We start from the raw sequence: 26,401 nt of genomic DNA on the forward strand, positions 1-26,401 counted from the left end.
CGGACAACCCCCTCATCAGCCCTGCGGGCCACCCTCTCCCCAGAGGGGAGAGGGTTATGAATGCCAAAGATCACCCCAGCGCCGCAGTCACGGCGTCGCGGTCCAGTCCCGTCTCGCCGATCACCACCAGACGGCTGCGGCGCGGCTCGTCGGGCTTCCAGAAGCGGTCGAAATGGGTCTGGATGCGCGTCCCCACGCCCTGCACCAGAAGGCGCATCGGCTTGCCCGGCACGTCGATGAAGCCCTTCAGCCGCAGCACGCCATGGGCGGCGGCGACGCGCTCCAGCGTCTTCGCCAGCGCCGCCGGGTCGGGCTGCGGGCCGAGATCCACGACGAAGCTGGTGAAGTCGTCATGATCGTGGCCCTCCTCCTCGTCATGATGGCTGGGGCGGTTGGCGAGATCGTCCTCGGCCCCGGCGCTTACGCCGAGAAGAACCACCGGATCGACCTTGCCGTTGCTGGCGCGCAGGATCTTGGCCTCGCGCCCGGTGCCGCCCTCCGCCATGGCGGCGCGGATCAGGTCCTCGACCTTCGCCAGATCGGCGGCATCGACCAGATCGGTCTTGTTCACCACGATCAGGTCGGCGCAGAGAAGCTGGTCCTCGAACACCTCCTCGACCGGGGTCTCGTGGTCGAGCTGCCCGGCCTCGGCGGCCTGGGCGGCCAGCGCCGCCGGATCGGGGGCGAAGCGGCCCTCCGCGGCAGCGGCGGCGTCGACCACCGCGACCACCCCGTCCACCGTCACCCGTGTCTTGATCGCCGGCCAGTGGAAGGCCTGGACGAGCGGCTTCGGCAGGGCGAGGCCGCTCGTCTCGATGATGATGTGCTCCGGCGGCTGGGGACGGGCCAGCAGCTTCTCGATGGCCGGGACGAAGTCGTCGGCGACGGTGCAGCACAGGCAGCCGTTGGCCAGCTCGATCACGTCGTCCTCGGTGCAGGTCGGGTCGCCGCAGGCGCGCAGGATCTCGCCGTCGATGCCGACATCGCCGAACTCGTTGATGATCAGCGCCAGACGGCGGCCGCCGGCCTGCTCCAGCAGGCTGCGGATCAGCGTCGTCTTGCCGGCGCCGAGAAAGCCGGTGATGACGGTGGCCGGGGTCTTCCCGGCGGTCAGCGGGCCGGTGGTCATCGGCCGTCTCCTAAAATTGGATATAGGGGATGGGGTGGGTCGGTCCGCCGGTCAGCGGAGCGGGCGCCCGGCGGCCAGCGACACGGCCAGCGACAGGGAGGCGGCCTGGAGCGGCAATGCGGACGGACTGAGGACGGCGCGATGCGTCATGATCTGGTTTCCCTGTCTCCGCCACACCCGGCGGATTGGATGAGTGTCGGTCCGGCGGCAGGTTTCCTGGCTCGCGGGTCATCGCCGCGCCTCCCGCCTTCCCGGCCTTTCGGCCCGTGGCATTTCCGGAGGCGGACTCGCCGCATACAGTTGCGGGGGCAGCCGCGGCCTTGGACCCATCGGGGTCCGCACCGCATTCCCTATTATCCCCGCACCTTCACGGCGGACGGGGCACCGTCGGAGGCGCAGAATTGCAGGCGGACCCCCGATTTGCAAGCGGCCATTTGGCGCCCGAAAACCGTGCCGTCGAACCCGGAACGCTCCGCCCATCCCGCCGTTGGTGTGTCGGAAGATCGGTACAGTCTGTCTGGAAAGCTGACACTCCGGACCGCGTGCGACGCCCATCGCCTCCTTTCATGAATTCAATAACTTCAATGAATTAACGAATTTTCCCGCAATTGGCATGCCCTGTGCTTATATCAGCCTAACCAAAAACGCGGACCGGCAGACGACGCGGACGAACAGGGAGGGAAAAGCGGCACCCATGGCCGACGACATCATTCTGGAAGCGCGCGGACTCTCGAAGGAGTTCAAGGGCTTCATCGCGGTGAAGGAGGTGAACCTCCAGGTTCGCCGCGGCACCATCCACGCGCTGATCGGCCCCAACGGCGCCGGCAAGAGCACGGTCTTCAACCTGCTGACCAAGTTCCTGACGCCGACGCGCGGCCAGATCCTCTACAAGGGGCGTGACATCACCGCCATGAAGCCCGCCGACGTGGCGCTGCTCGGCATGGTGCGCTCCTTCCAGATTTCCGCCGTCTTCCCGCACCTCAGCGTGCTGGAGAATGTCCGCGTCGCGTTGCAGCGCCCGCGCGGCACCAGCTTCCATTTCTGGAAGCCGGAGGCCAGCCTGCACGACCTGCACGACCGCGCCGAGGAGCTGATCGAGGCGGTGAACCTCACCCCCTGGGCCGGCCACACCGCCGCCGAGCTGCCCTACGGCCGCAAGCGCGCGCTGGAGATCGCCACCACGCTGGCGCTCGACCCGGAGGTGATGCTGCTCGACGAGCCGCTGGCCGGCATGGGCCACGAGGACATCGAAGGCACCGCCGCCCTGATCAAGCGCGTCTCCGCCGACCGCACCATCCTGATGGTCGAGCACAATCTGTCGGTCGTCGCCCATCTGTCGGACACCATCACCGTGCTCCGCCGCGGCGAGATCCTGGCGGAGGGCGCATACGACGTCGTCTCGCGCAACCCGCAGGTCATGGAAGCCTATATGGGTACGGGTGAGGTGGGCCATGCCTGACGGCGCGACCGTGAAGACCACCATGCTGGAGATCCGCGACCTCCAGGCTTTCTACGGCGAAAGCCACGTGCTGCACGGCGTCAACATCGACGTGCGCCAGGGCGAGGTGGTGACCCTGCTCGGCCGCAACGGCGCCGGCAAGACGACCACCATGCGCTCGATCATGGGCATCGTCGGCAAGCGCAACGGCTCGATCCGCTTCCAGGGCCGGGAGCTGATCGGCATGGCGCAGCACAAGATCCCCCGCCTCGGCATCGGCTACGTGCCGGAGGAGCGCGGCATCTTCGCCTCGCTCAGCGTGGACGAGAACCTGATGCTGCCGCCGGTGGTGAAGGCGGGCGGCATGACCGTCCCGCAGATTTACGAGCTGTTTCCCAACCTGCAAGGCCGCGGCACCACCCAGGGCACGCGCCTGTCGGGGGGCGAGCAGCAGATGCTGGCCATCGCGCGCATCCTGCGCACCGGCGCCGACCTGATCCTGCTCGACGAGCCGACCGAGGGGCTGGCCCCCGTCATCATCGAACAGATCGGGGTGGCGGTCCGCAAGCTGAAGCAGCGCGGCTTCACGATCGTCCTGGTGGAGCAGAATTTCCGCTTCGCCGCGACCATCGCCGACCGCCACTACGTGATGGAGGAAGGCCATGTCGTGGACATGATCCCGAACGACCAGCTCGCCCAGAACATGGACAAGCTGCACACCTATCTGGGTGTCTGACGAGTTCAACACCCCCTCTGCTGAACACACTCAAAACAAAGCCAATCGAAGGGAGTTCGAAATGCTCAAGACGTTGCTTTGCGGGACCGCATTGCTGGCGCTGACCGCCGGGGCCGCGCACGCCCAGGTCTCCAACAACGTGATCAAGATCGGCGTGATGAACGACCGGTCCGGCATCTACGCCGACCTCGCCGGCGAAGGCTCGGCCATCGCCGCCCGTCTGGCGGCCGAGGAGTTCGGCGGCAAGATCGCCGGCGCGCCGATCGAGATCGTCGTCGCCGATCACCAGAACAAGGCCGACATCGCCGCCAACACGGCGCGCGAGTGGATCGACGCCGGCAACGTGGACGTCATCGCCGATGTGCCGAACTCCGCCGCCGCGCTGGCCGTCCAGGGCATCACCAAGGACAAGAAGCGCATCTTCCTGATGTCCGGTCCGGGTTCGACCGACCTCAGCGGCAAGTCCTGCAGCCCCTACGGCTTCCATTGGACCTACGACAACTACGCCATGGCCGCCGGCACCGCCCGCGCGCTGGTCGAGCAGGGCAAGAAGAACTGGTTCTTCATCACCGCGGATTACGCCTTCGGCCATTCGCTGGAGGATGAGACCACGAAGATGGTCAAGCAGCTCGACGGCAAGGTCGCGGGCAACGTCCGCCATCCGCTGGGCACCGCCGACTTCTCGTCCTACCTGCTCCAGGCGCAGGGCTCGAAGGCGGACGTGATCGGCCTCGCCAACGCGGGCGGCGACGCCACCAACGCCGTCAAGCAGGCGTCGGAGTTCGGCATCACCCAATCGGGCCAGAGCCTCGCCGGCCTGCTGCTGTTCATCAGCGACGTGAACGCGCTGGGCCTCCAGGCCGCCCAGGGCCTGCTGCTGACCACCGGCTTCTATTGGGACACCGACGAGCAGACCCGCGAGTGGACCAAGAAGTTCGAGGCCAAGGCCGGCCGCAAGCCGACCATGGTCCAGGCCGGCGTCTACTCCGCCGTCCGCCACTATCTGAAGGCGGTCGAGGCCGTCGGTTCCGACGATGCGGACAAGGTTTCCGCCAAGATGCGCGAGACCACGGTCAGCGACATGTTCACCAAGAACGGCAAGATCGCCGCGAACGGCCGCATGTTCCACGACATGTATCTGGCCCAGGTGAAGACCCCGGCCGAGTCCAAGGGCCCCTGGGACTATTACAAGATCGTGAAGACGATCCCGGCCGAGCAGGCGTTCCTCGACCCGGCCAAGAGCGGTTGTCCGCTGGTGAAGTAAGGTTGTCGCGTCGGACCCCCACCCAACCCTCCCCCACCTTCGGTGAGGGAGGGCTAAGCCCCCTCCCCTGCGAAGCGGGGGAGGGTTAGGGTGGGGGCCCACCCCAAGCACCCAATCAAAAAATCAAAAACTCGATACAGGGAGGGACGGTCATGTTCGACTTGCTGGGGGTGCCGCCCCAGGTCCTGTTCGGCCAGCTTCTGCTCGGCCTCATCAACGGGTCCTTCTACGCGCTGCTCAGCCTTGGGCTGGCGGTCATCTTCGGCATGCTGAACGTCATCAACTTCGCCCACGGCGCGCTCTACATGATCGGCGCCTTCGTGGCGTGGCTGCTGCTGACGAAGCTCGGCCTCGGCTACTGGTGGGCGCTGGGCCTGTCGCCGCTGATCGTCGGGCTGCTGGGCGTGGTTCTTGAAAAGACCATGCTGTCGCGCCTCTACAAGCTCGACCATCTCTACGGCCTGCTGCTGACCTTCGGCCTCGCCCTGATCATGGAAGGCGCCTTCCGCCATTTCTACGGCGTGTCGGGTCAACCCTATCCGATCCCGGATGCGCTCAAGGGCGGTCAGAACCTGGGCTTCATGTTCCTGCCCAACTACCGCGGCTGGGTCGTCGTCGCCTCCCTGATCGTCTGCTTCGGGACGTGGTTCGCCATCGAGCGGACGCGGCTCGGCGCCTACCTGCGCGCCGCCACGGAAAACCCGGTGCTCGTCCAGGCCTTCGGCATCAACGTGCCGGTGATGATCACCGCCACCTACGGCTTCGGCGTGGCGCTGGCCGGGCTGGCCGGCGTGCTGGCGGCACCCATTTATCAGGTGTCGCCCCTGATGGGCACCAACCTGATCATCGTCGTCTTCGCGGTGGTGGTGATCGGCGGCATGGGCTCCATCCTCGGCGCCATTGTCACCGGCCTGGGGCTGGGGCTGCTGGAGGGCCTGACCAAGGTCTTCTACCCCGAAGCCTCCAACATCGTGGTGTTCGTCGTGATGGCGATCGTCCTTCTCATCAAGCCTGCGGGCCTCTTCGGACGGGAGCGCTGAGCCATGGCCACCCAAAGCAAAACGAGCAACCTCAAGGCGGCCGAAACCCAGACGACCACCATCGCGCTGCGCCGTCCGGGGCAGGACACCTCGCGGAACGCCATCATCCTCGGCATCGGCCTGCTGATCGCGCTGGCGGCGCCCTTCGTGCTGTACCCCGTCTTCGTGATGAAGGTGCTGTGCTTCGCGCTGTTCGCCTGCGCCTTCAACCTGCTGATCGGCTTCGCCGGTCTCCTCAGCTTCGGCCACGCCGCTTTCTTCGGCGGGGCCGCCTACATCACCGCCCATTCCGCCAAGGTCTGGGGGCTGGGGCCGGAGGTCAGCATCCTGCTCGGCATGGGCTTCTCCGCCCTGCTGGGCCTCGCCTTCGGCGCGCTGGCGATCCGCCGTCAGGGCATCTACTTCGCCATGATCACGCTGGCCCTGTCGCAGATGGTTTTCTTCATGGCCCTGCAGCTCAAGTTCACCGGCGGCGAGGACGGTATCCAGGCGGTGCCGCGCGGGCATCTGTTCGGGGTGATCGACCTGAACAACTCGCTGTCCATGTACTACTTCGTGCTGGCGGTGTTCCTGGTCGGCTTCGCGGTGGTCTGGCGCGCGGTCCATTCGCCCTTCGGGCAGGTGCTGAAGGCGATCCGCGAGAACGAGCCGCGCGCCGTGTCGCTCGGCTACCGGACGGAGCGTTACAAGCTGCTGGCCTTCGTGCTGTCGGCGAGCCTCGCCGGGCTGGCCGGCGGGACCAAGGCGCTGGTCTTCCAGCTCGCCTCGCTGACCGACGTGACGTGGCAGATGTCGGGCGAGGTGGTGCTGATGACGCTGCTCGGCGGCATGGGCACGCTGCTCGGCCCGGTGGTGGGTGCCGCCATCGTCGTCACGCTGGAAAGCTATCTGGCGGCCACCAGCATGCCGGTTCCGGTGGTGATCGGCGCGATCTTCGTGGTCTGCGTGCTGGTCTTCCGCCGTGGTATCGTGGGTGAGCTCCAGGCCCGCTTCGGCAGTCGCTGAACGTCAAGAACCGAACGGCATAAAAAGCCAAAATCAGGAACCGCAAGATGGATCAACCGCCCCCTGGTCAATCGCTTTCTGATCAGCCGCTGTGGACCCCGTCGGAGGCGCGCGTGGCCGCCTCCAACCTGACGGCCTTCCGGCAGGCCGCGAGCGCCCGCTTCGGGCTGCGGCTGGACGATTACGACGCGCTCTACGACTGGTCGGTCGCCGGCAAGGAGGATTTCTGGCGCTTCCTGTGGGAGTGGGCCGGACTCAAGGGCGACCTCGGCGGCGTGGCGCTGGCCGATGGCGACAAGATGCCCGGCGCCCGCTGGTTCCCCGAGGCCAGCCTGAACTACGCCGAGAACATGCTCGCCAACGCGCCGGAAGGCGAGGCCGTCGTCTTCTGGGCCGAGGACAAGGTCAAGCGCCGCTGGTCCGGCGCCGAGCTGAAGGCCGAGGTGTCCCGTCTCCAGCAGGCGCTCAAGGCTGCCGGCGTCGGCAAGGGCGACCGCGTCGCCGCCGTCGTCCCCAACATGCCCGAGACGCTGGCCGCCATGCTCGCCACGGCCAGCCTGGGGGCCATCTGGTCCTCCTGCTCCCCCGACTTCGGCGCCCAGGGCATCACCGACCGCTTCGGCCAGATCGAGCCGACCGTCCTCTTCGCCCCCGACGCCTACTGGTACAACGGCAAGAGCCACGACGTCCGCGCCAAGATCGCCCAGGTGCTGACCGAACTGCCCACCGTCAAGGCCGCCGTCATCATTCCCTACGTCAACGAGACGCCGGACGTCTCGGCCATCCGCGGCGGCGTCACCTGGGGCGACTTCATCGCCCCCTTCGTGGCGGCGGAACCGAGCTTCGAGCGGGTGGCCTTCAATCACCCGCTGTTCATCCTCTATTCGTCGGGCACCACCGGCAAGCCCAAGTGCATCGTCCACGGCACCGGCGGCACGCTGCTCCAGCACGTCAAGGAGCACCGGCTGCACAGCGACGTGAAGCCGGGCGACCGGGTGTTCTACTACACCACCTGCGGCTGGATGATGTGGAACTGGCTGGTCTCCGGGCTGGCCGCCGGGGCGACGCTGCTGCTCTACGACGGCTCGCCCTTCGCGCCGGACGGCAACATCCTGTTCGACTACGCCGATGCCGAGGGCATGACGCTGCTCGGCACCTCGGCCAAGTTCATCCAGCAGGCCGAGAAGTCGGGGCTGGAGCCGATGCGCACGCACCGGCTCGACACGCTGCGGGCGCTTGCCTCGACCGGCTCGCCGCTGATGCCGGAGAACTTCGAATACGTCTACCGGGCGATCAAGGCGGACATTCATCTGGCCTCGATCAGCGGCGGCACGGACATCGTGTCCTGCTTCGTGCTGGGCAACCCGACGGCGCCGGTGTGGGCGGGCGAGTTGCAGACGGCGGGACTCGGCATGGCGGTGGCGGCCTTCGACGACGCCGGCCACGCGGTCAGCGGCGAGAAGGGCGAGTTGGTCTGCACGCGGCCCTTCCCGTGCATGCCGGTGGGCTTCTGGGCCGACCCGGACGGGGCGAAGTACCGGGCGGCCTATTTCGAGCGCTTCCCCAACGTGTGGACGCACGGCGACTTCATCGAGCGCACCGTGCATGGCGGCTGGGTGATCTATGGGCGCTCGGACGCGGTGCTGAACCCCGGCGGGGTGCGCATCGGGACGGCGGAGATCTACCGGCAGGTGGAGCAGCTTCCGGAGATCCTGGAGGCTGTGTGCATCGGCCAGGAATGGGACGGCGACGTGCGCGTCATCCTGTTCGTGGTGCTGCGCGAGGGGCTGGTGCTCGACAAGGCGCTGGAGGACACGATCCGCAAGCGCATCAAGGAGAACTGCTCGCCGCGGCACGTCCCGGCGCGCATCGTGGCGGTCAAGGACATCCCGCGCACACGCTCGGGCAAGATCACCGAACTGGCGGTGCGCGACGCGGTGCACGGCCGCCCGATCAAGAACACCGAGGCGCTGGCCAATCCCATGGCGCTCGACGAGTTCCGCGAGCGCCCGGAACTGGAAGGCTGACCGGCGTCCAGCCCTCTCCCCGGCGGGGGGAGGGCACCCAAACCAACAAGACAACAGAGGATAAGCCATGGCCTTGACTCAGAAGGTCGCGGTGGTCACCGGCTCGACCAGCGGGATCGGCTTGGGCATCGCGCGGGCGCTGGCCGGAGCCGGGGCGGACGTGGTGCTGAACGGTTTCGGCGACGCGGCCGCCATCGAGGAACTGCGCGCCGGTCTGGCGGCGGAGTTCGGCGTGCGCGTCGGCTATCACGGCGCCGACCTGTCCAAGCCGGCGGAGATCGCCGCGCTGATCGGCCACGCGACGGAGACGTTCGGTTCCGTCGACGTGCTGGTGAACAACGCCGGCATCCAGCACGTCGCCCCGGTGGAGGACTTCCCGGCCGACCGCTGGGACGCGGTGATCGCGCTCAACCTGTCCGCCGTCTTTCATGGCACCCATCATGCGTTGCCGGGCATGAAGCGGCGCGGCTGGGGACGGATTCTCAACATCGCCTCGGTGCACGGCCATGTCGCGTCGGTCAACAAGGCGGCCTACGTCGCGGCCAAGCACGGCGTGGTCGGCCTGACCAAGACGGTGGCTCTGGAGACGGCGGGCACCGGCGTCACCTGCAACGCCATCTGTCCGGGCTGGGTGCTGACCCCGCTGGTGCAGAAGCAGATCGACGCGATCGCCGCGACCAAGAACATCCCGGAGCCGCAGGCGAAGGCGGAGCTGCTCGGCGCCAAGCAGCCCTCCGGCGCCTTCGTGACGCCGGACGAGCTGGGCGGGCTGGCGGTCTTCCTGTGCTCCGACTCGGCGGCGCAGATGACCGGCGCCAGCCTGCTGATGGACGGCGGCTGGACCGCGCAGTAAGGACTTTGTCGCCCTCTCCCGCCTCGGGGCGGGAGAGGGGTCTCATCATCACTTCTGGATGTTGGCGGCGGTCTGGCCGAAGAGGATCTTCTTGCCCTCGTCGGTGACCGACGGGCGCTTGGCCAGTTCCGCACCCTTCTCATAGGCGCGGACGGTCGCCGGACGGGACTGGATCGCTTCGAACCAGCGCTTCAGCTCCGGGAAATCAGCGAGGTTCTGGCGCTGCCGCTCGTGCGGGACGATCCACGGGTAACAGGCCATGTCGGCGATGGTCAGCTCGTCCCCGGCGATGAAGGCGCGGCCGGCCAGACGCTTGTTCAGGACGCCGTAGAGGCGGTTGGTCTCCTTCACATAGCGGTCGATGGCGTAGGGGATCTGTTCGGGCGCGTACTGCACGAAATGGTGGTTCTGCCCGGCCATCGGGCCGAGGCCCCCCACCTGCCAGAACAGCCACTCCAGGACCGTCTTGCGGCCCCGCGTGTCGGCGGGCAGGAACTTGCCGGTCTTCTCCGCCAGATAGGTCAGGATCGCGCCCGATTCGAAGACGGACACCGGCTCCCCGCCGTCGGCCGGGTCCTGGTCCACGATGGCCGGCATGCGGTTGTTCGGGGACATCGCCAGGAAGTCCGGCTTGAACTGGTCCCCGGCCGAGATGTCCACGGGATGGATGGTGTAGTCCAGCCCGGCCTCCTCCAGGAACAGGGTGATCTTGTGCCCGTTGGGGGTCGGCCAATAGTGAAGGTCGATCATGGCGGTCCTTACGGTTTGTCTCCGCCCCGAAAAGTGATGGAGCAAGCGGTTTCCGGCAACCCGCGCCGTGCGCGGATCAGCCCTCCGGAAGGGGCAGGCGCGGGGCGCAACGTCGCGGCCCCCGAAATGTTGAATGGGGTGAACCGACAATCAGCATGAGGACCGTCATGAGCGACGACCGGACTCCCGCCACCCAGCCCCAACGCAAGGACGACCGGGTCGACGAGGCCCAGGAGGGCACCGTCAAGCCCGACCAGGGCGACGAAGCCGAACTGACCGAGAAGGAGGAGCAGAAGCGCGGCGGCGCCAACAAGTCCACACCGGGTCCCATCTACGACGTATGACGGCAGTCCGTCATGAGACGAGCGCCAGGGTGGGGTCGGGTGGTATCGGCGTGGCGTCTTCCAGCGTCTGGGCCACCTCGTCCAACGGGGCGGCGACCACCAGCGGTTCGGAGCGCCCGGCAAAGGTGATCTCGGTCCGCTCCCCTTCGGTGCCGCGCAGGTACAGGACCCCCGCGGCGTTGATCAGAACCGGCGCCCCGGCGCGGTCGGTGAATTCGATGAACTTCATGCAGGACTCCCACGGAGGTTGCATCAGGCTTGGACTGGCTCAAACACGCAAACAGGGCGGTGGGTTCGCTTCTCCGGATGGCACTGCCCGTTCGGTACCCCGCCGGCTCGCTCCATTGCGCGCAATCAGCCCCTTGATTGATGCACCGCATCGACAAACATGGGCGCTGCGGGCCACGTCGTTCCGCAGCCGTCCGCCAACAAGGAACAGATGCCGTGAAGTTGCTCGTTGTCGAAGACGACCCGTTGATCGGGCCCGCCATCAAGGCTGTGATGGAGAATGCCGGATACACGGTCGTCGGCCCTCTGCGCGACGCCGCCAAGGCGACGCGGCTGGGGGTCCGGGAACGGCCGGATCTCGCGCTGGTGGACGTCTATCTGGCCGGCGGAGAGAACGGGCTGACCCTGGCCCGCAAATTGTGGGAGGAGCACAACATCCCCTCCCTTCTGATCACCGGCTTCGACCATCGCGGCGAGGAGGCGCGCGATTTCGCGGTCGGCCTGCTGCGCAAGCCGGTGATGCCCGACGCGCTGGTCGATGCGGTCGGTGCCGTGGGCGAGATCCTGGCGGGGCTGCGCCCGTCCTCCATCCCCCCGGCGCTGGAACTGTTCGGGCGGCCCGAGCGCGTGTCCGCCGCCGCGCCGCAGACGGCGCCCCAACCCGCACAACAGCCAATGCGGCGGCAGGGCTGAGGCCCTGAGGCCCCGCCCTGCCATTTTCGCATGCTTTAAACAGTACCCTTAGACAATGACCGTTGGTCAGCGGTCCGGAGTCTCTTCCGGACCGCCCGGCGCGGGGGCTTCCGCCGGCTGTGCGGAGTTCTGCGCGGGGGCCGCGGCGGCCGGACCGTCCTGCGGCTCGGTGTTTTCGGAGCCGTTGCTGGGGTCCAGTTCGACCCACTGGCGATGATCGCTCATGACTTGTCTCCCGTCCGTCTGTGGTCGCGTCCCGTGGTGCAGGAATGAGTCCGAAGGTGCGCCTCTTGTCGCTCGGTTCGGGCGCCTGTCCTTTTGAATAACGCGTGACGAAGGGATTCGATCAATCCCGACCGAAGAAATCGGATATTTTGTGAGGCAGCCTTATTCAGAAGCCCTCGCGGGCAAGGGCCGGCGCGCCCCGCCGCAACAGCCGCCGGGCCAGCGACAGCGGGGCGCGCAGCATCCGTCCCACGGCGGCGCGGGGACCGAGCGCCTTCTCGATCGCGTAGTATTTGCGGATCGTTTCCCGCACCTCCCAGACGCCGGTGAAGCCCCTGGGAATGACGAAGGCGTCGCCCTGCGTGTGCTCCTGCGGCGCGCCATCGCGGGGGGTGATGACCACCCTCCCGGCCAGCAGCACGCAGAACTCCTCGTAGGGCCAGTCGGTCATGGCGATGATGCCTGGAGTGCATTGCCAGACCCCGCAGGCGAACCGCCCCCCGCCGCCGTCGTAGAGGTTCAGGAAACTTTCCCGAGGGTCGCCGGACAGCACGGTCCCGAAGACGGCGGGCTTGCCGGGATCGCTCCCGATCAGGCGCTGGTCGATGGGAACGAGCGCGCGGCGCGGCGGCGGGTTGCGGTCCATGGAACTCACCCCTCCCGCACCAGCAGGGCGACGGGAAAGTCGCGGAAGAGGTCGGCGGCGGTCACCGCGTCGGCGGCCTCCAGCGTCCCGTCGGTCAGCGCGTTGCGCCAGCGCTGCCCGCGCGGCAGCGGGACGGAGGTGTCGCCCCAGTCCGGGGTATCGCCCAGCGCCCCCACCAGACGCGGGGCGGCGACCACGACGGTGTCGTCGCCCAACCGCCGGGCGAAGGCCACCACATGCTCCGCCCGCTCGCCCGTCGCCTCCAGCGGCAGGTATTCGCCCTTGGCGAACAGGTCGGGCATGGCCGCCCGCAGGGCCAGGGCGCGCCGGGTCAGGGAGAGCTTCACGGCACCGTCCTGCCAGCGGCCCAGCAGGCTTCCGATCTCCGCCCCCTCCACCTCGTCGAGCAGGCGGCGGCGGGCGTCGTAATCCACCGGGCGCCGGTTGTCGGGATCGACGAGGCTGAAGTTCCACAGCTCGCAGCCCTGATAGATGTCCGGAACGCCGGGGCTGGTCAGCTTCAGCAGGGTCTGACTGAGACCGTTGACCATGCCGAGGCGGGCGAGCCGCGCCTGGAAGGGCAGGAAGGCGTCGAAGAAGGCGGTGCTGCGCGTCACGTCCAGCGCGTCGTGGACGAAGCTGGTCATGGCGCTTTCGTAGGCCTCGTTGGGCGACGCCCAGGTGGTGTGCACCTTGGCCTCGCGCATCGACTTGGTCATGGCGCCGGCGAGGCGCTCCGCGAACTCCGTCATCGCCTGCGGGTCCAGGCTGGCGGGGTCCGCGCCGGTCAACTCCGCCGGCCAGGCGCCGACGAGGAGCTGGTAGAACAGATACTCGTCGTTGCGGTCGGGCGGGGCGGTGCCCTCCACGTCGCCGCGGCGGGCGCGCAGTAGGCGGCTCCAGGTCTGGATCTGCCGCTCCCATTCCTCCGGCATCTCCGACAGGGCGTAGAGGCGGGCACGGGTGTCCTCGCCGCGTTTGGTGTCGTGGGTGGTGCTGCCCAGCATGGCGTTCGGCCAGCGGGCGGCGCGCTCCGCGTTGGCGTGGTGGAAGCTGGCGGTGCTGACCCCGAAATGCTCGGGATGCCCGCCCACCTCGTTCAGCGCGGCCAGCCGGTTGTAGCGGTAGAAGGCGGTGTCCTCCAGCCCCTTGGCCATCACCGGGCCGCTGTACTGCTGGAAGCGCATGGCGAAGCGCAGCACCTGCTGGCGGCTGTAGCCGCTGCGCGGCCGGGCCACCAGATCGGTGGTCAGCAGCCTTTGCAGGAAATCATAGGCGGAGCCGTCGGTGGTCTGGTCGGCCTTGCGCGCTTGGTTGATCGCCCAATCGATGCTCCGTTGGTCCAGCTCGTTCACGCCGCGCCAGTCCACATAGGTGCGGTAGACGGGGAAGCGGGCGATGGTCTCCTTCAGCGCCTGGTGCAGGATGTTGGCGGTGAAGTCGGCGGTGCGCGGGTTGGCGCGGGCGATGCGCGAGGCCTGCCGGGCCAGGACATGCAGTTCGCTGGACATCTCGCTGTCCATGATGCGGATCTTGCTCGTCCGCACCACCTCGTCGAAGCTCTCGCGACGCCCGGTGAAATCGGCGTAGAGGCGGGTGAACGCCTCCTCCGCCCGCGGGTCCACGAACAGCCCGCCCATCAGGTTGGCGAACTCATAGCCGGTGGTGCCGTCGATCGGCCAGTCCTCGCGCAGCCGCTCGTGGCGGGCCAGGATCTTCTCGACCACCAGATAGAAGGGCCGCTCCGTCGCCTCGGCCAGCCGCTCGCAATAGCCCTTGGGGTCGTAGAGGCCGTCGATGTGGTCGATGCGCAGCCCGTCCAGCGTGCCGTCGTCGACCAGCTTGAAGGCCAGCCGGTGGGCGACGTCGAACAGCTCCCGCTCCTCCATGCGCAGGCCGGCGAGTTCGTTGATGTTGAAGAAGCGGCGGTAATTGATGTCGTCCGCCGCCACCTTGAAATAGGCGGCGCGCCAGTTCTGGGCGGCGATCAGGTCGGTCAGGCGCCGCCAGCTCTCCGGCTCGCCCTCCTCGCCGCGGAAACGCTTCAGCCGGCGCTCGACGGCCTCGGCCACGTCCGCCTTCTCGGAGACCAGCGCGGCCAGTTCGGCTTTGAGGGCGTTGGCGCGGCGGATCTGGTGCGGGCGCACCTGATCGAGATGGCGGAAGGCGTCGCCGATGCGCTCCAGGTCCGGATGGTCGTCGCCCAGGATCGTGCCGTAGTCGGCGGGCCGGATGGGCAGCTTGTGGGTGTCGTAGGCCCAGACGGCGAAGCCGCCCGTCTCCTTGTCGAAGCGCAGTTCCAGCCCGCCGGATTCCAGAACGGCGCCGAACTGGTCGCCCAGCAGCGGCACCAGCACCTTGCCGTGGAGATAGCGGCGGTCGGGCTCCCACTCGATGTCGAAATAGCCGGCGAAGGGGCTGTCCGGCCCCCATTCCAGCACGTCCAGCCACCAGCCGTTGTCCGACCCGCCGACGCCCATGTGGTTGGGCACGAAGTCGAGGATCTGGCCCAGCCCGTTGCGCTTCAGCGCCTCCACCATGGCGTGGAAGGACGCCTCGCTGCCCAGCTCCGGGTTCAGGGCGTTGTGGTCGACGATGTCGTAGCCGTGGGTGCTGCCCGGCCGCGCCTTCATGTAGGGCGAGGCGTAGAGGTGGCTGACGCCCAGCCGCGCCATGTAGTCGGCGATTCCGGCGGTGCGGTCGAAGCCGAACTCGGCGCGCAGCTGCACGCGGTAGGTGGCCAGGGGGATCGGCTTATCGGCGTCCGCCGCCATGGGGTGGTCTCCTGAAAATATGCCCTCTCCCCTCTGGGGAGAGGGGAGGGTGAGGGGGTTGCGCGTGTGCCGGACGTTCGGGAGTTGCGGGACCCCCTCACCCCAACCCTCTCCCCAGAGGGGAGAGGGGGTTAACGTCGCGCCTCCCATCGGCCACCGCGGCCGGCCGGGCGGCGGCCATGATGGCGGCGATGGCGCCGGCCTGCGGGCAGTCGGCCATGTCCTCCAGCGCGAGGCGCAGCTTGCGGCGCCAGTTGGGGTACTGGTCCACCGTGCCGGGCAGGTTCACCTGCTCCAGCTCGGCGGTCAGGTCGTCCATCTGGACCATGGCGATGGCCGAGCCGGTGCGGGCGAGGAAGGCGTGCACCGCGTGGCCGAGCGCCTCGCTGTAGGGGCTGTCGGGGCCGAAGCTGGCGGGCAGCGGCAGGAAGGCGTCGGCCAAAGCCTCCAGCAGGCGGGCGCGTTCGGCCTTGCGGCGGTCACGCTGGCGCTCCGCCTCGCCTTCGGCGGGGTACAGGCCGCGTTCCTCCTTCAGCGTGATGTCGTGCCCCTCCCACCAGCCGCGCAGGGTGGCGAGGTCGTGGCTGCCCACCGTGGCGAGCGCCGCGTAGGGGTAGTCGTCGGGACCGCGGAACCCGCCGTCCTCGGTCCATTCGAAGAACATCACCCGGTAACTCAGGACACCCGCCTCCGCCATGCGCTCCCGGAACCCCTCGGGCACCGTGCCCAGGTCCTCGCCGACGACGAGGCAACGGTTGCGCTGGCTCTCCAGGGCCAGGATTCCGAGGAGGTCGTCCATCGGGTAGGCGACATAGGCCCCTTCGGAGGGAGGGTGCCCCTCCGGTATCCAGTAGACGTGCTGGAGCGCCATGGCGTGGTCGATGCGCAGCGCCCCGGCGTGGCGCATGTTGGCGCGCAGAAGCTCGATGAAGCGGGCGTCGCCGCCCTCGCGCAGCGCGTGGGGGTGGAAGGGCGGCAGGCCCCAGTCCTGCCCGGCCGGATTGAACAGGTCGGGCGGGGCGCCGACATGAGCCCGCGCCACCACCACATGCGGATCGGCCCAGGTCTCCGCCCCGCCGCTGTCCGCCCCGACCGCGAGGTCGCGGAAGAAGCCGACGGCCATGCCGCGCTCCCGCGCCCGCTCCGCCGCCGCCTGCAACTGGCTGTCGGCCAGCCATTGCAGCCAGACGAAGAAGCCGATGCGCTCCCGCTGCTCCTCCGCGAAGCGGCCGACGGCGGGGGAGGTGGCGTCCCGATACTCTTCCGGCCAGCGGCGCCAGTCGGGCGTGCCGTCCTTGGCGAAACGCTCGCGCAGGGCCTGGAAGGTGCAGAAGCGGTCCAGCCCCTCGCCCAGCTCGGCCCGGAAGGCGGCGAGCGCCCGACGCCGCTCCGCGCTGCCCTCCTTCTGGAAATGGGCGAACAGCCGTTCCAGGACCGGCAGCTTCAGCGCCGCCACGGCGGCGTAATCGACCAGCGGGGCGGCCCCCGCCGCCTGCACCGCGCCGAGGAAGCTCTCATCCGCGATCAGGTCGCGGGTCTCGGCGCAGCCCATCAACTCCGGAACCGCCAGCACGTCGATGTAGAGCGGGTTGAGGAACAGCCGGCTCGCCGGGGAGTAGGGGCTGGCCTGATCGGGCTGGTCGAGGAACAGGGCGTGCAGCGGGTTCAGCCCGACGATGCCCGCCCCGCGCGCCGCCGCCATCTCCGCGACGTTGACGAGATCGCCGAAGTCGCCGATCCCCCAATCCCCGGCGCAGCGCAGGGCGTAGAGCTGCACCGAAAGGCCCCAGATCCGCTCGCCCATCTGGAGCGGGGCGGGGAGGTGGCAGGCGGCGGGGGCGGCGATCACCGGCATCTCCAGGCCGGGATGCTCCGCCCGCAGGCCGTCGACGTCCAGCCGCAGCCGGTGATAGCCGGGCGCCGGGGCCGCGCCGAGATCGAGGCGCCGTACCTCGAAGCCGTGCCCCGCGGCGCCCGCCTTGCGGACCAGCGGCAGGTCGGCGAAATCGGCCTCGCCGGTGCGGTCGCCCCCGTCCTCCAGCGTCAGGGTCCAGCGCAGCGTCCCGCTGCCCTCCGGCAGGGTGACGGTGACGGCGAAGGGCGGGCGGTCGATGCGCAGCACCGCCACCGGGGGCAGGGGGCGGGCCAGCTCGCGCCGCTCCAGCGCCGCCAGCGCCTCCTCCGGGTCGTCGGCGTCGACCTCCATGGCGGCGAGCAGGGCGCGGATGGTGCCCTCCGACGCTTGGATGGTCTCGCCCGACGCGCCGGTGTAGTGCGTCTCAATCCCCATCCGCTCGCCGAGCCGGTCGAGCGCCGTCGTCTCCTCGATGGTCCATAGGACGGACAACGGCGCCATGGTTCCGGCATCGAGCCCCTCACCCTCCGTCCACAGGACGCGGCCCACGGCCTCGCCCATGCCCGTCACCGGCGCGTCGGACAGGTTGGCGAGCAGATGCAGGCGGCTGCCGTCGCCCAGCCGCCAGGAAACGCGGATGCCCCGCCCGTCGATCACCGCGTGGCTGGACGCTCCGCCGGGCGCGTTCTCCAGCCGCGGCGCGATCTCCTTGTGGCGCACCGCCAAGATGCGGCGGTACCAGTCCAGCCACTCCCCGTGCTCGCCCGTCTCGCGGTCATCCCAGTCGAGCTTGGCCGACTGGAAGGTTTCCGGAGCGGTCGGGTCGGGGATGCGGTCGCGCACCGCCGGGTCCTGGAATTCGGGGAACTTGGCGAACTCCGCCCGCCGGCCGTTGCGGACGGCCTCGGCCAATTCGTCGGCGAAGTCGCAGAAGAAGGGGAAGGGGCGGTCGGATGCCCATTCCTCGCCCATGAACAGCATCGGGATGCCCGGCCCCAGCAGGTAGAGCGAGGTCGCCGCCCGCACCGCCTCGGGCCGGGAGAAGCGGGTGATTCGCTCCCCGAAGGCGCGGTTGCCGATCTGGTCGTGGTTCTGGATGAAGGTGACGAAGGCGGTCGGCGGCAGATGCGCCGATGGCTCGCCGCGCGCCTCGCCGCCGCGGTAGGAAGAGGCGTGTCCCTGGAAGGCGAAGCCCTCCGCCATGGCGCGGGCCAGCTTCGCCGCGTCGCTCGCGTAGTCGGTGTAGTAGCCGCTGTCCTCGCCGGACGCCCAGACGTGCAAGCAGTGGTGCAGGTCGTCGTTCCACTGCGCAGTGTGCCAGCGCGGGTCGCCCTCCGGGTGGCGCTCCAGCAGATGGGCTTCGTTCTCGTCGTTCTCCAGAACGAGATGGACGTGGCGGCGGCCCCGCACGGCGTCCTGCACGCGCTCCGCCAGTTCCTGAAGGAACAGCTTGTCGCTGTCGTCGAGGATGGCGTGGACCGCGTCGAAGCGCAGCCCGTCCATGTGGAATTCCTCGATCCAATAGAGCGCGTTGTGGATGAAGTAGTCGCGCACGGTGGCGTTGCGCGGCCCGTCCACGTTGATGGCGTCGCCCCAGGGCGTCTTGTGCCGGTCGGTGAAGAAGGCCTTGGCGTAGGCGTGGAGGTAGTTCCCGTCCGGCCCGAAATGGTTATAGACGACATCCAGGAAGACCATCAGCCCCTTGGCGTGGGCGGCGTCCACCAGCGCCTTCAGATCCTCCGGGCGGCCATAGGCAGCGTCCGGGGCGTAAGGCAACACCCCGTCATAGCCCCAGTTGCGGGCGCCGGGAAAATCGGCCACCGGAAGCAGCTCGATGGCGGTGACGCCCAGCTCCACGAGGTGGTCGAGCTTGTCGATGGCGGCGCGGAAGGTGCCTTCCTCGGTGAAGGTGCCGACGTGAAGCTCGTACAGCACCGTCTCGTGCCAGGGACGGCCGGTCCAGGCGGCGTCGGTCCAGCGGTGGATGGTGGGGTCGATCACCTCGCTCGGCCCGTGCACGTCCTCCGGCTGGTGGCGGGAGGCCGGGTCGGGCACGCGCAGACCGTCGGGGAGCTCGAACTGGTAGCGGCTGCCCGCCTGGGCCTGGGCGGTGGTCCATTCGAACCAGCCGTCGGGCCGCCGGACCATGGGCAGCAGGGCGTGGGTGTCCTCCAGCCACAGCGACACCTGCTCCGTGCCCGGCGCCCACAGGCTGAAGCGGACGGAGCCGTCGGGCTGCACCTGCGCGCCGAAGGGCATGGCGTGGGCGCGCGCCTCGCCGAAGCGGGTGGCGCCGGGAGCGGCCAGCCCTACCGGGCCGGACGCGCGGTCGGCAACCTCCGGCCCGGCGTCGGCGCCCAGGATGCCGATGGTTCCGGCCAGCGGGATGGCCAGCCAGTCGGGCCGGTTCGCCAACTCGTACCCGATCTCGTAGAGCGCCTTCTCCAACAAAAAGAGTTTCAAAAGCTGCGTGGCGGTCGCCGCGTCGGCGGGCCAGCCCGGACAATCGCCGATGGCTTCGCGGTAGCCGGCGACGAAGGCGGATGCCGCCTCCCCCTCCCACCAGTTCAGCCAGGCGATGCGGGCGCCGCGCGCCGACTCGCCCAGGTCGTCGGGCAGGGCGGCCCGCGCCCCGGCGGCGGCGTAGGTGATGGAGCGCAGCATTCCCGCCACGTCGCGCAGGATGCAGTGCTTGGCTCGCCGTTCGGCCAGCGGGCGCATCGGTTCGCCCTCGAAATCGACGATGAACAGGTCGTCCTTGCCGGCCAGAACCTGCCCCAGATGATAGTCGCCGTGCAGGCGCATGGCGCAGAAGTCGCCGCGCGGCGGCGTCAGCGTCTCGATCTGGCGCATCACCGTGGCCTCGCTGTCGGCCAGGGAGGCGGCGTAGGGGGCGATGTCGGCGTTCAGTTGCGGGGCGGCCTCGCGCAGTTGGCCCAGCACGCGGCGGGCGAGGCTGCGAACCCCATCCGCCCAGCCCGTCAGCATGGCGGGGGTCACCGGCTCCGGCGTGAAGGCGTCGCCGCCGCCGGGGGTTGCGAGCGCCCGGTGCATCTCCGCCGTGCGGCGGCCCAGCCGGCGCATGAAGGTCATCAGGGCGACGTCGTCCGCCTTGTCGTCGAAGCGTTCGACGCGCTCCGTCAGTCCGGCGGTGACGTGGCTCCAGGCGTCGCGGGCGTCGGGGACCAGTTCCTGCAGGATGCACAGGGTGGCGGCCTCGCCGTCGCCCGTGCGCTCCACCCAGCCGAGCAGGGCGGGGGTGTTGGGGAAGTTGGCGACCTCGGTCAGGAAGCGCCCAACCTCCAGCTCGGGATGGGTGCCGGACTCCAGCTTGCGCAGCCCCTTCAGAATCGCCGCGTCGCCGACGCGGACGGAGGTGTTGGATTGTTCAACCCCTGTCCAGCGCAGCGGCGCGCCGTTGCCCAACGCGTCCTTCACGGCGTCGAGGGCGCGGCTGCGGCCGTAGCGCAGGCCGCCGTTCTCCCCACCCTTGCGGATGCCGTCGAGCAGGGCGCGCACCACCTCCTCGTCGCCATAGCCGTCGCGCAGGCTGCCCGGCCAGGGGAGCGCCTCGGGGCCGGCGATGGAGAAGGGGTCGGCGGTGTCGGCCTTGCCGCCGCGGTTGAGCACCAGGGGAAGCTGGTAGAGCTGCGGCTCGCGCCCCGGTGCCTCCACCCGCAGCAGGCAGAGCTGGGCGGAGCCGGAGGCCAGCGGAAGAGGCAGCGCATCGACGATGCGCACGGTGGGCGTGCCGGCGTCCTTGGCGGCGTACCAGCGCCGTCCGGTCAGGAAGCCGGGAAGCAGTTCGTCCTGAAGCAGGGACAGGGCCTCGCCCTCGATGGGGCTGGAAAATGCGTTCGATTTGGGCGCTGTCGGCAAGACACGTCTCCCTGTTGGGCGGCACGGCTCGCACAACAACCGGGGCGGTTCGGTGTTCCTCCCGCCTAACCGTAGGTGGCTAGCCGTCGGACATGCGCGGATGGTGGGGCATACGGCCCAGCCGACCGATCCGTTCGGCCAGTTGCAGCGCCTCGACCACGTCGTCGAGCCGCCCGCACTGCATCAGCGTGTGTGCGTGGGTGTTGAGCGCGGCGACCACCGCGCGTTCGTCGGACACGCCGTCGGCTGGGCGCCCGTCGCGGTCCAGGATGACCGCACCGAGCGCGGCCAGCGCCTCCGCCGAGAGGTTCACGGCGTCGAGCATCGCCGCGTCGTCCTTCTCTGCGGCGTTCAGCACGGGTTCCAACACCTCGGCGAGCAACCGGGGATTCATGAAGGCACGCTCCTGACGGCATCTGTGCTTTAAAACACTGAAAATGGCCCGTTGTGCCGCCGCCGCAAGCCGATGTCCCGTCAACTGAACGGGAGGTAGAGGGCGTCGATGCTTTCCATGGCGGTGACGGAGCGCCTGTTCCCGAAATGCCCGGTGAAGCCTTGTCGGCACCAGCGCGAAAGCAGGGGGCGTGGAAAAGGAAAAGCCGGCAACCCGTCAAGGTTGCCGGCTTCATGATGGTGGAGCCAAGGAGGATCGAACTCCTGACCTCTACAATGCCATTGTAGCGCTCTCCCAGCTGAGCTATGGCCCCACTTGTCGATCAGACCAACACAAGAAGTGTTGGTGCGCTTGGAGGGACTCGAACCCCCACGGCCTTTCAGCCACTAGGACCTGAACCTAGCGCGTCTACCAATTCCGCCACAAGCGCATCGTCTGCTCTTTGTCCCGCATCCCTTGGGGCGACGCGGGAGCGCTGATATAGCCGTGCGGGCGGCGCTGCTCAAGCGAAATCTTTCGAGGCCGTCATTTTTTCGGGGAAGGGCGCCCACCCCCTTCGGCGCACCCCCGGCGCGCCGGGCGCTACGACTTTCCCCCTTTCGCGCGGGGTAGGTGTCGCTGCTACTCTGACCTTGCCCCAAGGGCGTGTGCCTCCCTGTTTTGCACCTCAAGGGCCCGCCGTTCAACCGGACGGCGGGCCGCTTTCTTTTCCGGCGGCCGGGAGGCCTCTACAGCGGAAGCCGCTCGCCCTCGGCACCGGTCATGCTGTCCGCCGTCCTTTTGGACTGCGTCGCCATGGCGCGGTCCAGGACGCGGCGGAGCTGGCGCGGCGTCACCGGCTTGCGAACCACCTCCAGCCCGTGCGCGGCGGCGTCCGTCTCGCATTCCGGACCGGCTTCCCCGGTCAGGATCATGGCGGGAACGTCCCACCCGGCCATGGCGCGAACGCGCACCACCGCCTCCGTCCCGACGCGCCCTTCACGTAAGCGGTAGTCGACCAGCATCACGTCGGGCGTGCGGCCGTCCGCCTCGACCTTTGCCACGGCCTCGTCGGCGGAGCCGGCGATCAGCACCTCGTAGCCCCATTCGCGGAACATGTCGCGCAGCCCAAGCAGGACGATGGCGTCGTCATCCACCAGCAGGGCGCGCGGGGCATCGCGGCCGCCGGTGAAGAGGGAGGTGGTCGGTGGTGGCGGCAGCGGGGCCTCCACGGCAGCCACAGGGACGGTGATGGCGAAGACCGAGCCGCGGCCCGGCTGGGATTTCACCTCGACCGGATGGTCGAGGATCGCCGACAGGCGCTGCACGATGGCGAGCCCGAGCCCGAGCCCGCGTGCCCGGTCCCGCTCCGGGTTGTTGATCTGGTGGAACTCCGCGAAGATCCGGGTCAGCTGGTCGGGCGGGATGCCGATTCCGGTGTCGCTGACCTCGATCCGCGCCAGAGCGCCCTGTGCCGTGTCGTCCAGGGTCCGGACGGCGATCTGCACCGCCCCGCGCTCCGTGTACTTGACGGCGTTCTCCAGCAGGTTGCGCACCATGCGGCCCAGCAGAACGCGGTCGCTGCGCACCGTCGCCGCGCGGTCCTGCACGATGCGGAAGGCCAGATTCTTGCTTTCCAGGATCGGCGCGTAGGAGGCGGCGATCTCGTCCAGCAGGCTGTTCAGGGCGAAAGGCTCCACGCGCGGATCGACCGCCCCGGCGTCCAGCCGCGAGACGTCCAGCAGGCTGTCCAGCAGCCCCTTCAGCGTGTCCAGGCCGCGCTCCAGCATTTCCAGGCTGCGCTGCCCCTGCTCGTCGCTGATGAAGCGGTGCAGGATGCCGGTGAACAGGAACATGGACTGCATCGGCTGGCGCAGGTCGTGGCTGGCCGCGGCGAGGAACTTCGACTTGGCGCGGTTGGCCTCGTCGGCCTCCTCCTTGGCGCGCTGGAGCGCCAGTTCCATCGCCTTGCGCTCGCCGACGTCGCGCAGCGTGCAGATCGCCAGGGTCACCCGCCCGTCGGGAGCACGGACCGGGGTGGCGCTGACCGACAGGGTCATGGCGGCGCCGTCGGGCCGGCTGTAGGGGAAATCCTCCTGCTCCACCGTCTCGCCCTGCCGCAGGGCGCGGGACAGCGGGCAGCGACCTTCGCCGAAGCAGGCGCCCCCGTTGCAGGCCCGCGCGCCGCCGCAGCCGCAGCCGGCGACCGGCGGCGGCGGGCCACCGAGCAGGCGAAGCGCCGTCTCGTTGACCTTGACGATCCGCCCGCTCGGCGCCTCCGCCACCAGCAGTCCCGAGGGCAGATGGTCCAAAATGGCCGTCAGCAGGCTGCGCTCCGCTTCGAGCTGCCGGGTCAGGAGCGTTCGCTCGTCCTCCAAGCGCCGGCGGTCCGTGGCGTCCCGAAAGTAGAGGGCCAATCCCTTGCGCGAAGGGAAGGCGCGGACGGCGAACCAGACGCCGCTGCGCGGCCCCCGCGTCTCGAACTCCACCGCTTCGCGGCTCTCCATGGCCTGCTGCAGGGTTCGCCCGGACTCGCCGGCCATCAGTTCCGCGAAGGCCTGGCGTCCGTTCCGGCCGATGGCGTCCCCGGAATCGGGCAAGAGGGTCCGCGCCCGTTCGTTGACGAAGACGACCCGCCAGGACCGGTCGAGTTCGGCCACGGCATCCGTCGTGCTCTCCAGGACCGATGCCTTCTCGACCACGGTCTCCGCCATCCGATCCCGCACGCGCAGGAACTGCCGCATGCCCCAGGCGGCACCCAGGCAGGTGAGCAGCAGCACCCCGCCGAACAGAGCCAGCGAAAAGAGCATGGCGTCCCGGACCGGGCGCATCGCCGCGTCGCGGTCGATCCCGATGGCGATCATCGATTCGCGGGTGCCGGTGTCCAGGGGGGCGGAAACCACCATCCGTTCCGTCCCGCCGACGTCGAAGACAGCCGCCGACCGTGTTCCCCGCGCCGCATTCATGGCCTGGAGCATGGCGGTGGGCAGGGGCTGCCCGATGGCGTCGGGCATCTCCGGCAGGCGTGCCACCGCGTGGCCCTGGCGGTCGGCGATCACCATCTCCATGCCCGGAGGAAGCGGGCGGCTCCCCAGATTCTCCGCAAGCCAGCGGGCGTCGAGAAGCACCGTGACCACGCCGCCCGGCGTGCCGTCCGGCGCCGGGTAGGCCAGCCGAAAGGGCAGGATGGGGCGCTGGTTGGGGTAGCGCAGGCCGTACTCACCCGTCGTCAGGGCGCCGGTGGCCAGCGCGTTCTGGAAGGTGCGGATGCCGCCGAGATCGACGCCCAGCGAGATCGGATCGGTCGCGCACCATACCCGGCCCTGCCGGTCGGCCACCTCCACCGACAGATACGCGGGGTAGCGGGCGCGCAGCCGGTCCATGGTCTGCTGGCAATCCGGCGGTCCCGCCTGCGGCACGCCGGATTCGACAATCGTCGCCAACACTTGGCGTGCCTCCGCGGCGATGCGTTCCTGCTCGGCATCCAGCAGGTCGAGAAGGCGCAGGGTGTCGTTCCGCACCTCGTTTTCCCGATCCTGCCGCAGGCTGTGCTGCGTCATGAACTGGAGCGCCGCGAGCGGCACCACGGCGGCCAAGAGCAAGAGAAACAGGCGCAGATAATGGGGCATCGCCAAGAAAATCTGATGAAGGAGGGCCGCCGCCTTTGCGCCCGGACGGGCCGAGCCGGCGCGGGCGGCAGCTGGACAAGGACTGTCGGCGGTGGATGCTCTTCAAACTCCACAGGGCGTTCATGCCACATGGGGGCGGAGATGCAATGATTAACGAACAGGTAACTCTATTTTGCTTGGGAGCCGGAGCGCTCCTCAGCGGCGTCCCGGAAGGAAGCCGGCCGGCGCGCAGCGCGTCGCGATCACGATGATGCACGGGTGCGTCGGACCATAGGACGTCACCGTCTCCAGAAGGACGAGGGCGCTCGCCGCCATCAACGCAACGGATGTGCCCATGCGCATCGCCTCTCCTACAAGCAACCGATCCGGCAAACAGGCTTGCGCGTGATGCGTCGCGGCCCCGGCGTGCGTAACCGCTCCGAGCAAAGCTGGGTCCCGTGCGCAACGAAGAATTTTCATGGCGCCTCTCGCATTCGCGTAATATTTCTCCATTGTAATGGGTGCCCCGCCACCATCCTTCCGCGCGAGCCGACCATGCCGTGGAGTCGCATTCCCTCCTATCAGGCCATCACCCTGCTGCGCCGGCACAGCCGGGAATGCCGCGGGTTGGAAACCCGTGAGTATCTGGTCGCGGTGGAGCGCCGGATGGTCGAACTCATCGATCTGGAGCGGCGGGAGGCCCGCGGCGGGGCGGCGGTGTCGATCCGTCAGGCGGCGGAGTGACCCGAGTGTCCGCCATATTTCAAAACGGTAACGTAGTAAGCCGCTCCTGAAACACAACCGACACAGATCGGTGCTAAAGGCCAACGTGTCGTTCATTGACACGAGGCCGCCGCGTTCATGGCTTTCCCGACCGAAATGGCCGGCAACGATGGTGCCGACGGCAGGGAGGGTTGCGACGTCGCCCTTTGCACCGTCCCCGCCGAATCCATCCACAGCCGCATCCGCCGCGTCCATCAGCGCGCTACGGCGATGCTGAGCGATGCGTTGACCGCCTACAACCTGACGGCGCCGCAATGGGCGGCGCTGGCGGCGCTGCACCAGCATGGGCCGATGTCGCAGATCGATCTGGGCCGCAGCATCGCGATGGACCCCGCCACGATGCAGGGCGTGGTGGTGCGGCTCATCGACCGCGGCTATCTCCTGCGCAGTCCCGACAGCCTGGACCGCCGTCGCAACCTCGTCAGGCTGGCCGACAGCGGGCGCCGGGTGGTGGAGGCGGCCGGACCGGCCATCGCGCGGGCGGAGGCCGAACTGACCGGGCGCCTGTCCGCGGACGAACGGCACCGGCTGGCCGATCTGCTGGCCCGCCTGGGCGCGTGAAGCCCGGCGCTGCGCCGGAAACGGTGGGTAGGGCCAATGGTCCGGGTTAGCCCAAGTTATGCACATTCCCCTGAACGGCGGCCTTGACTCTGCGAATGTTGCTTTTTTGTTTTTCGGGACCCGTTTGAAACGGTTAAAACCCGCAAAAGCCGGGCAATTCCGCCATTTCAAGAGTGCAAAAAATTTAGGC

Annotated in this window: 21 protein-coding genes, 2 tRNA genes and 1 riboswitch; of the genes, 11 read left to right on the plus strand and 12 right to left on the minus strand. The window is 68.9% G+C overall.

Translation table 11 applies throughout. The annotated features are described in order from the left end of the window. Positions 1-70: 70 nt before the first annotated feature. On the minus strand, positions 71-1,129 hold the full coding sequence (gene cobW, locus JJL56_RS23655; RefSeq protein WP_145627416.1) for a cobalamin biosynthesis protein CobW: 1,059 nt from the start codon (positions 1,127-1,129) through the stop codon (positions 71-73). Positions 1,130-1,318: 189 nt separating this feature from the next. Then, positions 1,319-1,533: riboswitch (cobalamin riboswitch) on the minus strand. Between the two features lie 290 nt (positions 1,534-1,823). Between cobW and JJL56_RS23660 the strand changes: the two genes are divergently transcribed. From JJL56_RS23660 to JJL56_RS23690, 7 genes are all read left to right on the plus strand, one after another. Next, positions 1,824-2,588 carry an ABC transporter ATP-binding protein gene (locus tag JJL56_RS23660; protein WP_040134438.1) on the plus strand — a complete coding sequence of 255 codons (765 nt, stop codon included), beginning with the start codon at positions 1,824-1,826 and terminating at the stop codon, positions 2,586-2,588. After that, entirely contained in the window at positions 2,581-3,303 is a 723-nt protein-coding gene (locus JJL56_RS23665; protein WP_200486522.1) for an ABC transporter ATP-binding protein, read from the plus strand. The genes JJL56_RS23660 and JJL56_RS23665 overlap by 8 nt, the downstream gene beginning before the upstream one ends. Before the next feature lie 61 nt (positions 3,304-3,364). After that, the gene (locus tag JJL56_RS23670; protein WP_200486523.1) at positions 3,365-4,567 is read left to right on the plus strand and encodes an ABC transporter substrate-binding protein; all 1,203 of its coding nucleotides are present in this window, start codon (positions 3,365-3,367) and stop codon (positions 4,565-4,567) included. A gap of 152 nt (positions 4,568-4,719) precedes the next feature. Continuing rightward, positions 4,720-5,607, plus strand: a complete 888-nt coding sequence (locus tag JJL56_RS23675) for a branched-chain amino acid ABC transporter permease (protein WP_059399141.1) — start codon at positions 4,720-4,722, stop codon at positions 5,605-5,607. Positions 5,608-5,610: 3 nt separating this feature from the next. Further along, positions 5,611-6,612 (plus strand): branched-chain amino acid ABC transporter permease, encoded by a 1,002-nt coding sequence (locus JJL56_RS23680; protein WP_200486524.1) that lies wholly within the window; start codon positions 5,611-5,613, stop codon positions 6,610-6,612. A gap of 47 nt (positions 6,613-6,659) precedes the next feature. Continuing rightward, positions 6,660-8,639, plus strand: coding sequence for an acetoacetate--CoA ligase (locus tag JJL56_RS23685; RefSeq protein WP_200486525.1), 1,980 nt, complete (start codon positions 6,660-6,662; stop codon positions 8,637-8,639). Positions 8,640-8,706: 67 nt separating this feature from the next. Next, positions 8,707-9,492 (plus strand): 3-hydroxybutyrate dehydrogenase, encoded by a 786-nt coding sequence (locus JJL56_RS23690; protein WP_200486526.1) that lies wholly within the window; start codon positions 8,707-8,709, stop codon positions 9,490-9,492. 48 nt (positions 9,493-9,540) lie between these two features. On the opposite strand, the gene JJL56_RS23695 is transcribed toward JJL56_RS23690, so the two are convergent. Continuing rightward, positions 9,541-10,242, minus strand: coding sequence for a glutathione binding-like protein (locus JJL56_RS23695; RefSeq protein WP_200486527.1), 702 nt, complete (start codon positions 10,240-10,242; stop codon positions 9,541-9,543). 167 nt (positions 10,243-10,409) lie between these two features. Here JJL56_RS23695 and JJL56_RS23700 point away from each other — a divergent pair, with 167 nt between their 5' ends. Further along, positions 10,410-10,586, plus strand: a complete 177-nt coding sequence (locus JJL56_RS23700; RefSeq protein WP_200486528.1) for a hypothetical protein — start codon at positions 10,410-10,412, stop codon at positions 10,584-10,586. Positions 10,587-10,596: 10 nt separating this feature from the next. On the opposite strand, the gene JJL56_RS23705 is transcribed toward JJL56_RS23700, so the two are convergent. Then, on the minus strand, positions 10,597-10,815 hold the full coding sequence (locus JJL56_RS23705; protein WP_145627406.1) for a hypothetical protein: 219 nt from the start codon (positions 10,813-10,815) through the stop codon (positions 10,597-10,599). A 215-nt stretch (positions 10,816-11,030) separates the two neighbouring features. Between JJL56_RS23705 and JJL56_RS23710 the strand changes: the two genes are divergently transcribed. Beyond that, positions 11,031-11,507: a response regulator gene (locus tag JJL56_RS23710; protein ID WP_200486529.1), complete on the plus strand. Its 477-nt coding sequence runs from the start codon at positions 11,031-11,033 to the stop codon at positions 11,505-11,507. Between the two features lie 66 nt (positions 11,508-11,573). Here the strand turns inward: JJL56_RS23710 and JJL56_RS23715 are convergent, their stop codons facing one another. The 9 genes from JJL56_RS23715 to JJL56_RS23755 form a co-directional block, all read right to left on the minus strand. Beyond that, positions 11,574-11,732 (minus strand): hypothetical protein, encoded by a 159-nt coding sequence (locus JJL56_RS23715; RefSeq protein ID WP_186453003.1) that lies wholly within the window; start codon positions 11,730-11,732, stop codon positions 11,574-11,576. Between the two features lie 166 nt (positions 11,733-11,898). Further along, complete coding sequence (locus JJL56_RS23720) at positions 11,899-12,378, minus strand: cupin domain-containing protein (protein ID WP_211110687.1); 480 nt, start codon at positions 12,376-12,378, stop codon at positions 11,899-11,901. A 5-nt stretch (positions 12,379-12,383) separates the two neighbouring features. After that, positions 12,384-15,152 (minus strand): malto-oligosyltrehalose synthase, encoded by a 2,769-nt coding sequence (treY, locus tag JJL56_RS23725; protein WP_200486530.1) that lies wholly within the window; start codon positions 15,150-15,152, stop codon positions 12,384-12,386. A gap of 97 nt (positions 15,153-15,249) precedes the next feature. Further along, the gene (gene treZ, locus JJL56_RS23730) at positions 15,250-20,886 is read right to left on the minus strand and encodes a malto-oligosyltrehalose trehalohydrolase (protein WP_200486531.1); all 5,637 of its coding nucleotides are present in this window, start codon (positions 20,884-20,886) and stop codon (positions 15,250-15,252) included. Positions 20,887-20,965: 79 nt separating this feature from the next. Continuing rightward, on the minus strand, positions 20,966-21,280 hold the full coding sequence (locus JJL56_RS23735; RefSeq protein WP_145627399.1) for a hypothetical protein: 315 nt from the start codon (positions 21,278-21,280) through the stop codon (positions 20,966-20,968). 237 nt (positions 21,281-21,517) lie between these two features. Further along, a tRNA-Ala gene (locus tag JJL56_RS23740) sits at positions 21,518-21,593 on the minus strand. Positions 21,594-21,623: 30 nt separating this feature from the next. Continuing rightward, positions 21,624-21,710, minus strand: a tRNA-Leu gene (locus tag JJL56_RS23745). A 298-nt stretch (positions 21,711-22,008) separates the two neighbouring features. After that, positions 22,009-24,888, minus strand: a complete 2,880-nt coding sequence (locus JJL56_RS23750; protein ID WP_200486532.1) for a hybrid sensor histidine kinase/response regulator — start codon at positions 24,886-24,888, stop codon at positions 22,009-22,011. Positions 24,889-25,083: 195 nt separating this feature from the next. Further along, positions 25,084-25,224, minus strand: a complete 141-nt coding sequence (locus JJL56_RS23755; RefSeq protein ID WP_186453002.1) for a hypothetical protein — start codon at positions 25,222-25,224, stop codon at positions 25,084-25,086. Between the two features lie 198 nt (positions 25,225-25,422). On the opposite strand from JJL56_RS23755, the gene JJL56_RS23760 reads away from it, so the two are divergent. Together JJL56_RS23760 and JJL56_RS23765 are read left to right on the plus strand one after the other, a co-directional pair. Further along, positions 25,423-25,611 carry a hypothetical protein gene (locus tag JJL56_RS23760; protein WP_145627396.1) on the plus strand — a complete coding sequence of 63 codons (189 nt, stop codon included), beginning with the start codon at positions 25,423-25,425 and terminating at the stop codon, positions 25,609-25,611. A 117-nt stretch (positions 25,612-25,728) separates the two neighbouring features. Then, positions 25,729-26,211, plus strand: coding sequence for a MarR family winged helix-turn-helix transcriptional regulator (locus JJL56_RS23765; protein WP_145627394.1), 483 nt, complete (start codon positions 25,729-25,731; stop codon positions 26,209-26,211). Positions 26,212-26,401 lie beyond the last annotated feature (190 nt).

Source organism: Azospirillum aestuarii (genome assembly GCF_016632405.1).
Lineage (GTDB): Bacteria > Pseudomonadota > Alphaproteobacteria > Azospirillales > Azospirillaceae > Azospirillum > Azospirillum aestuarii.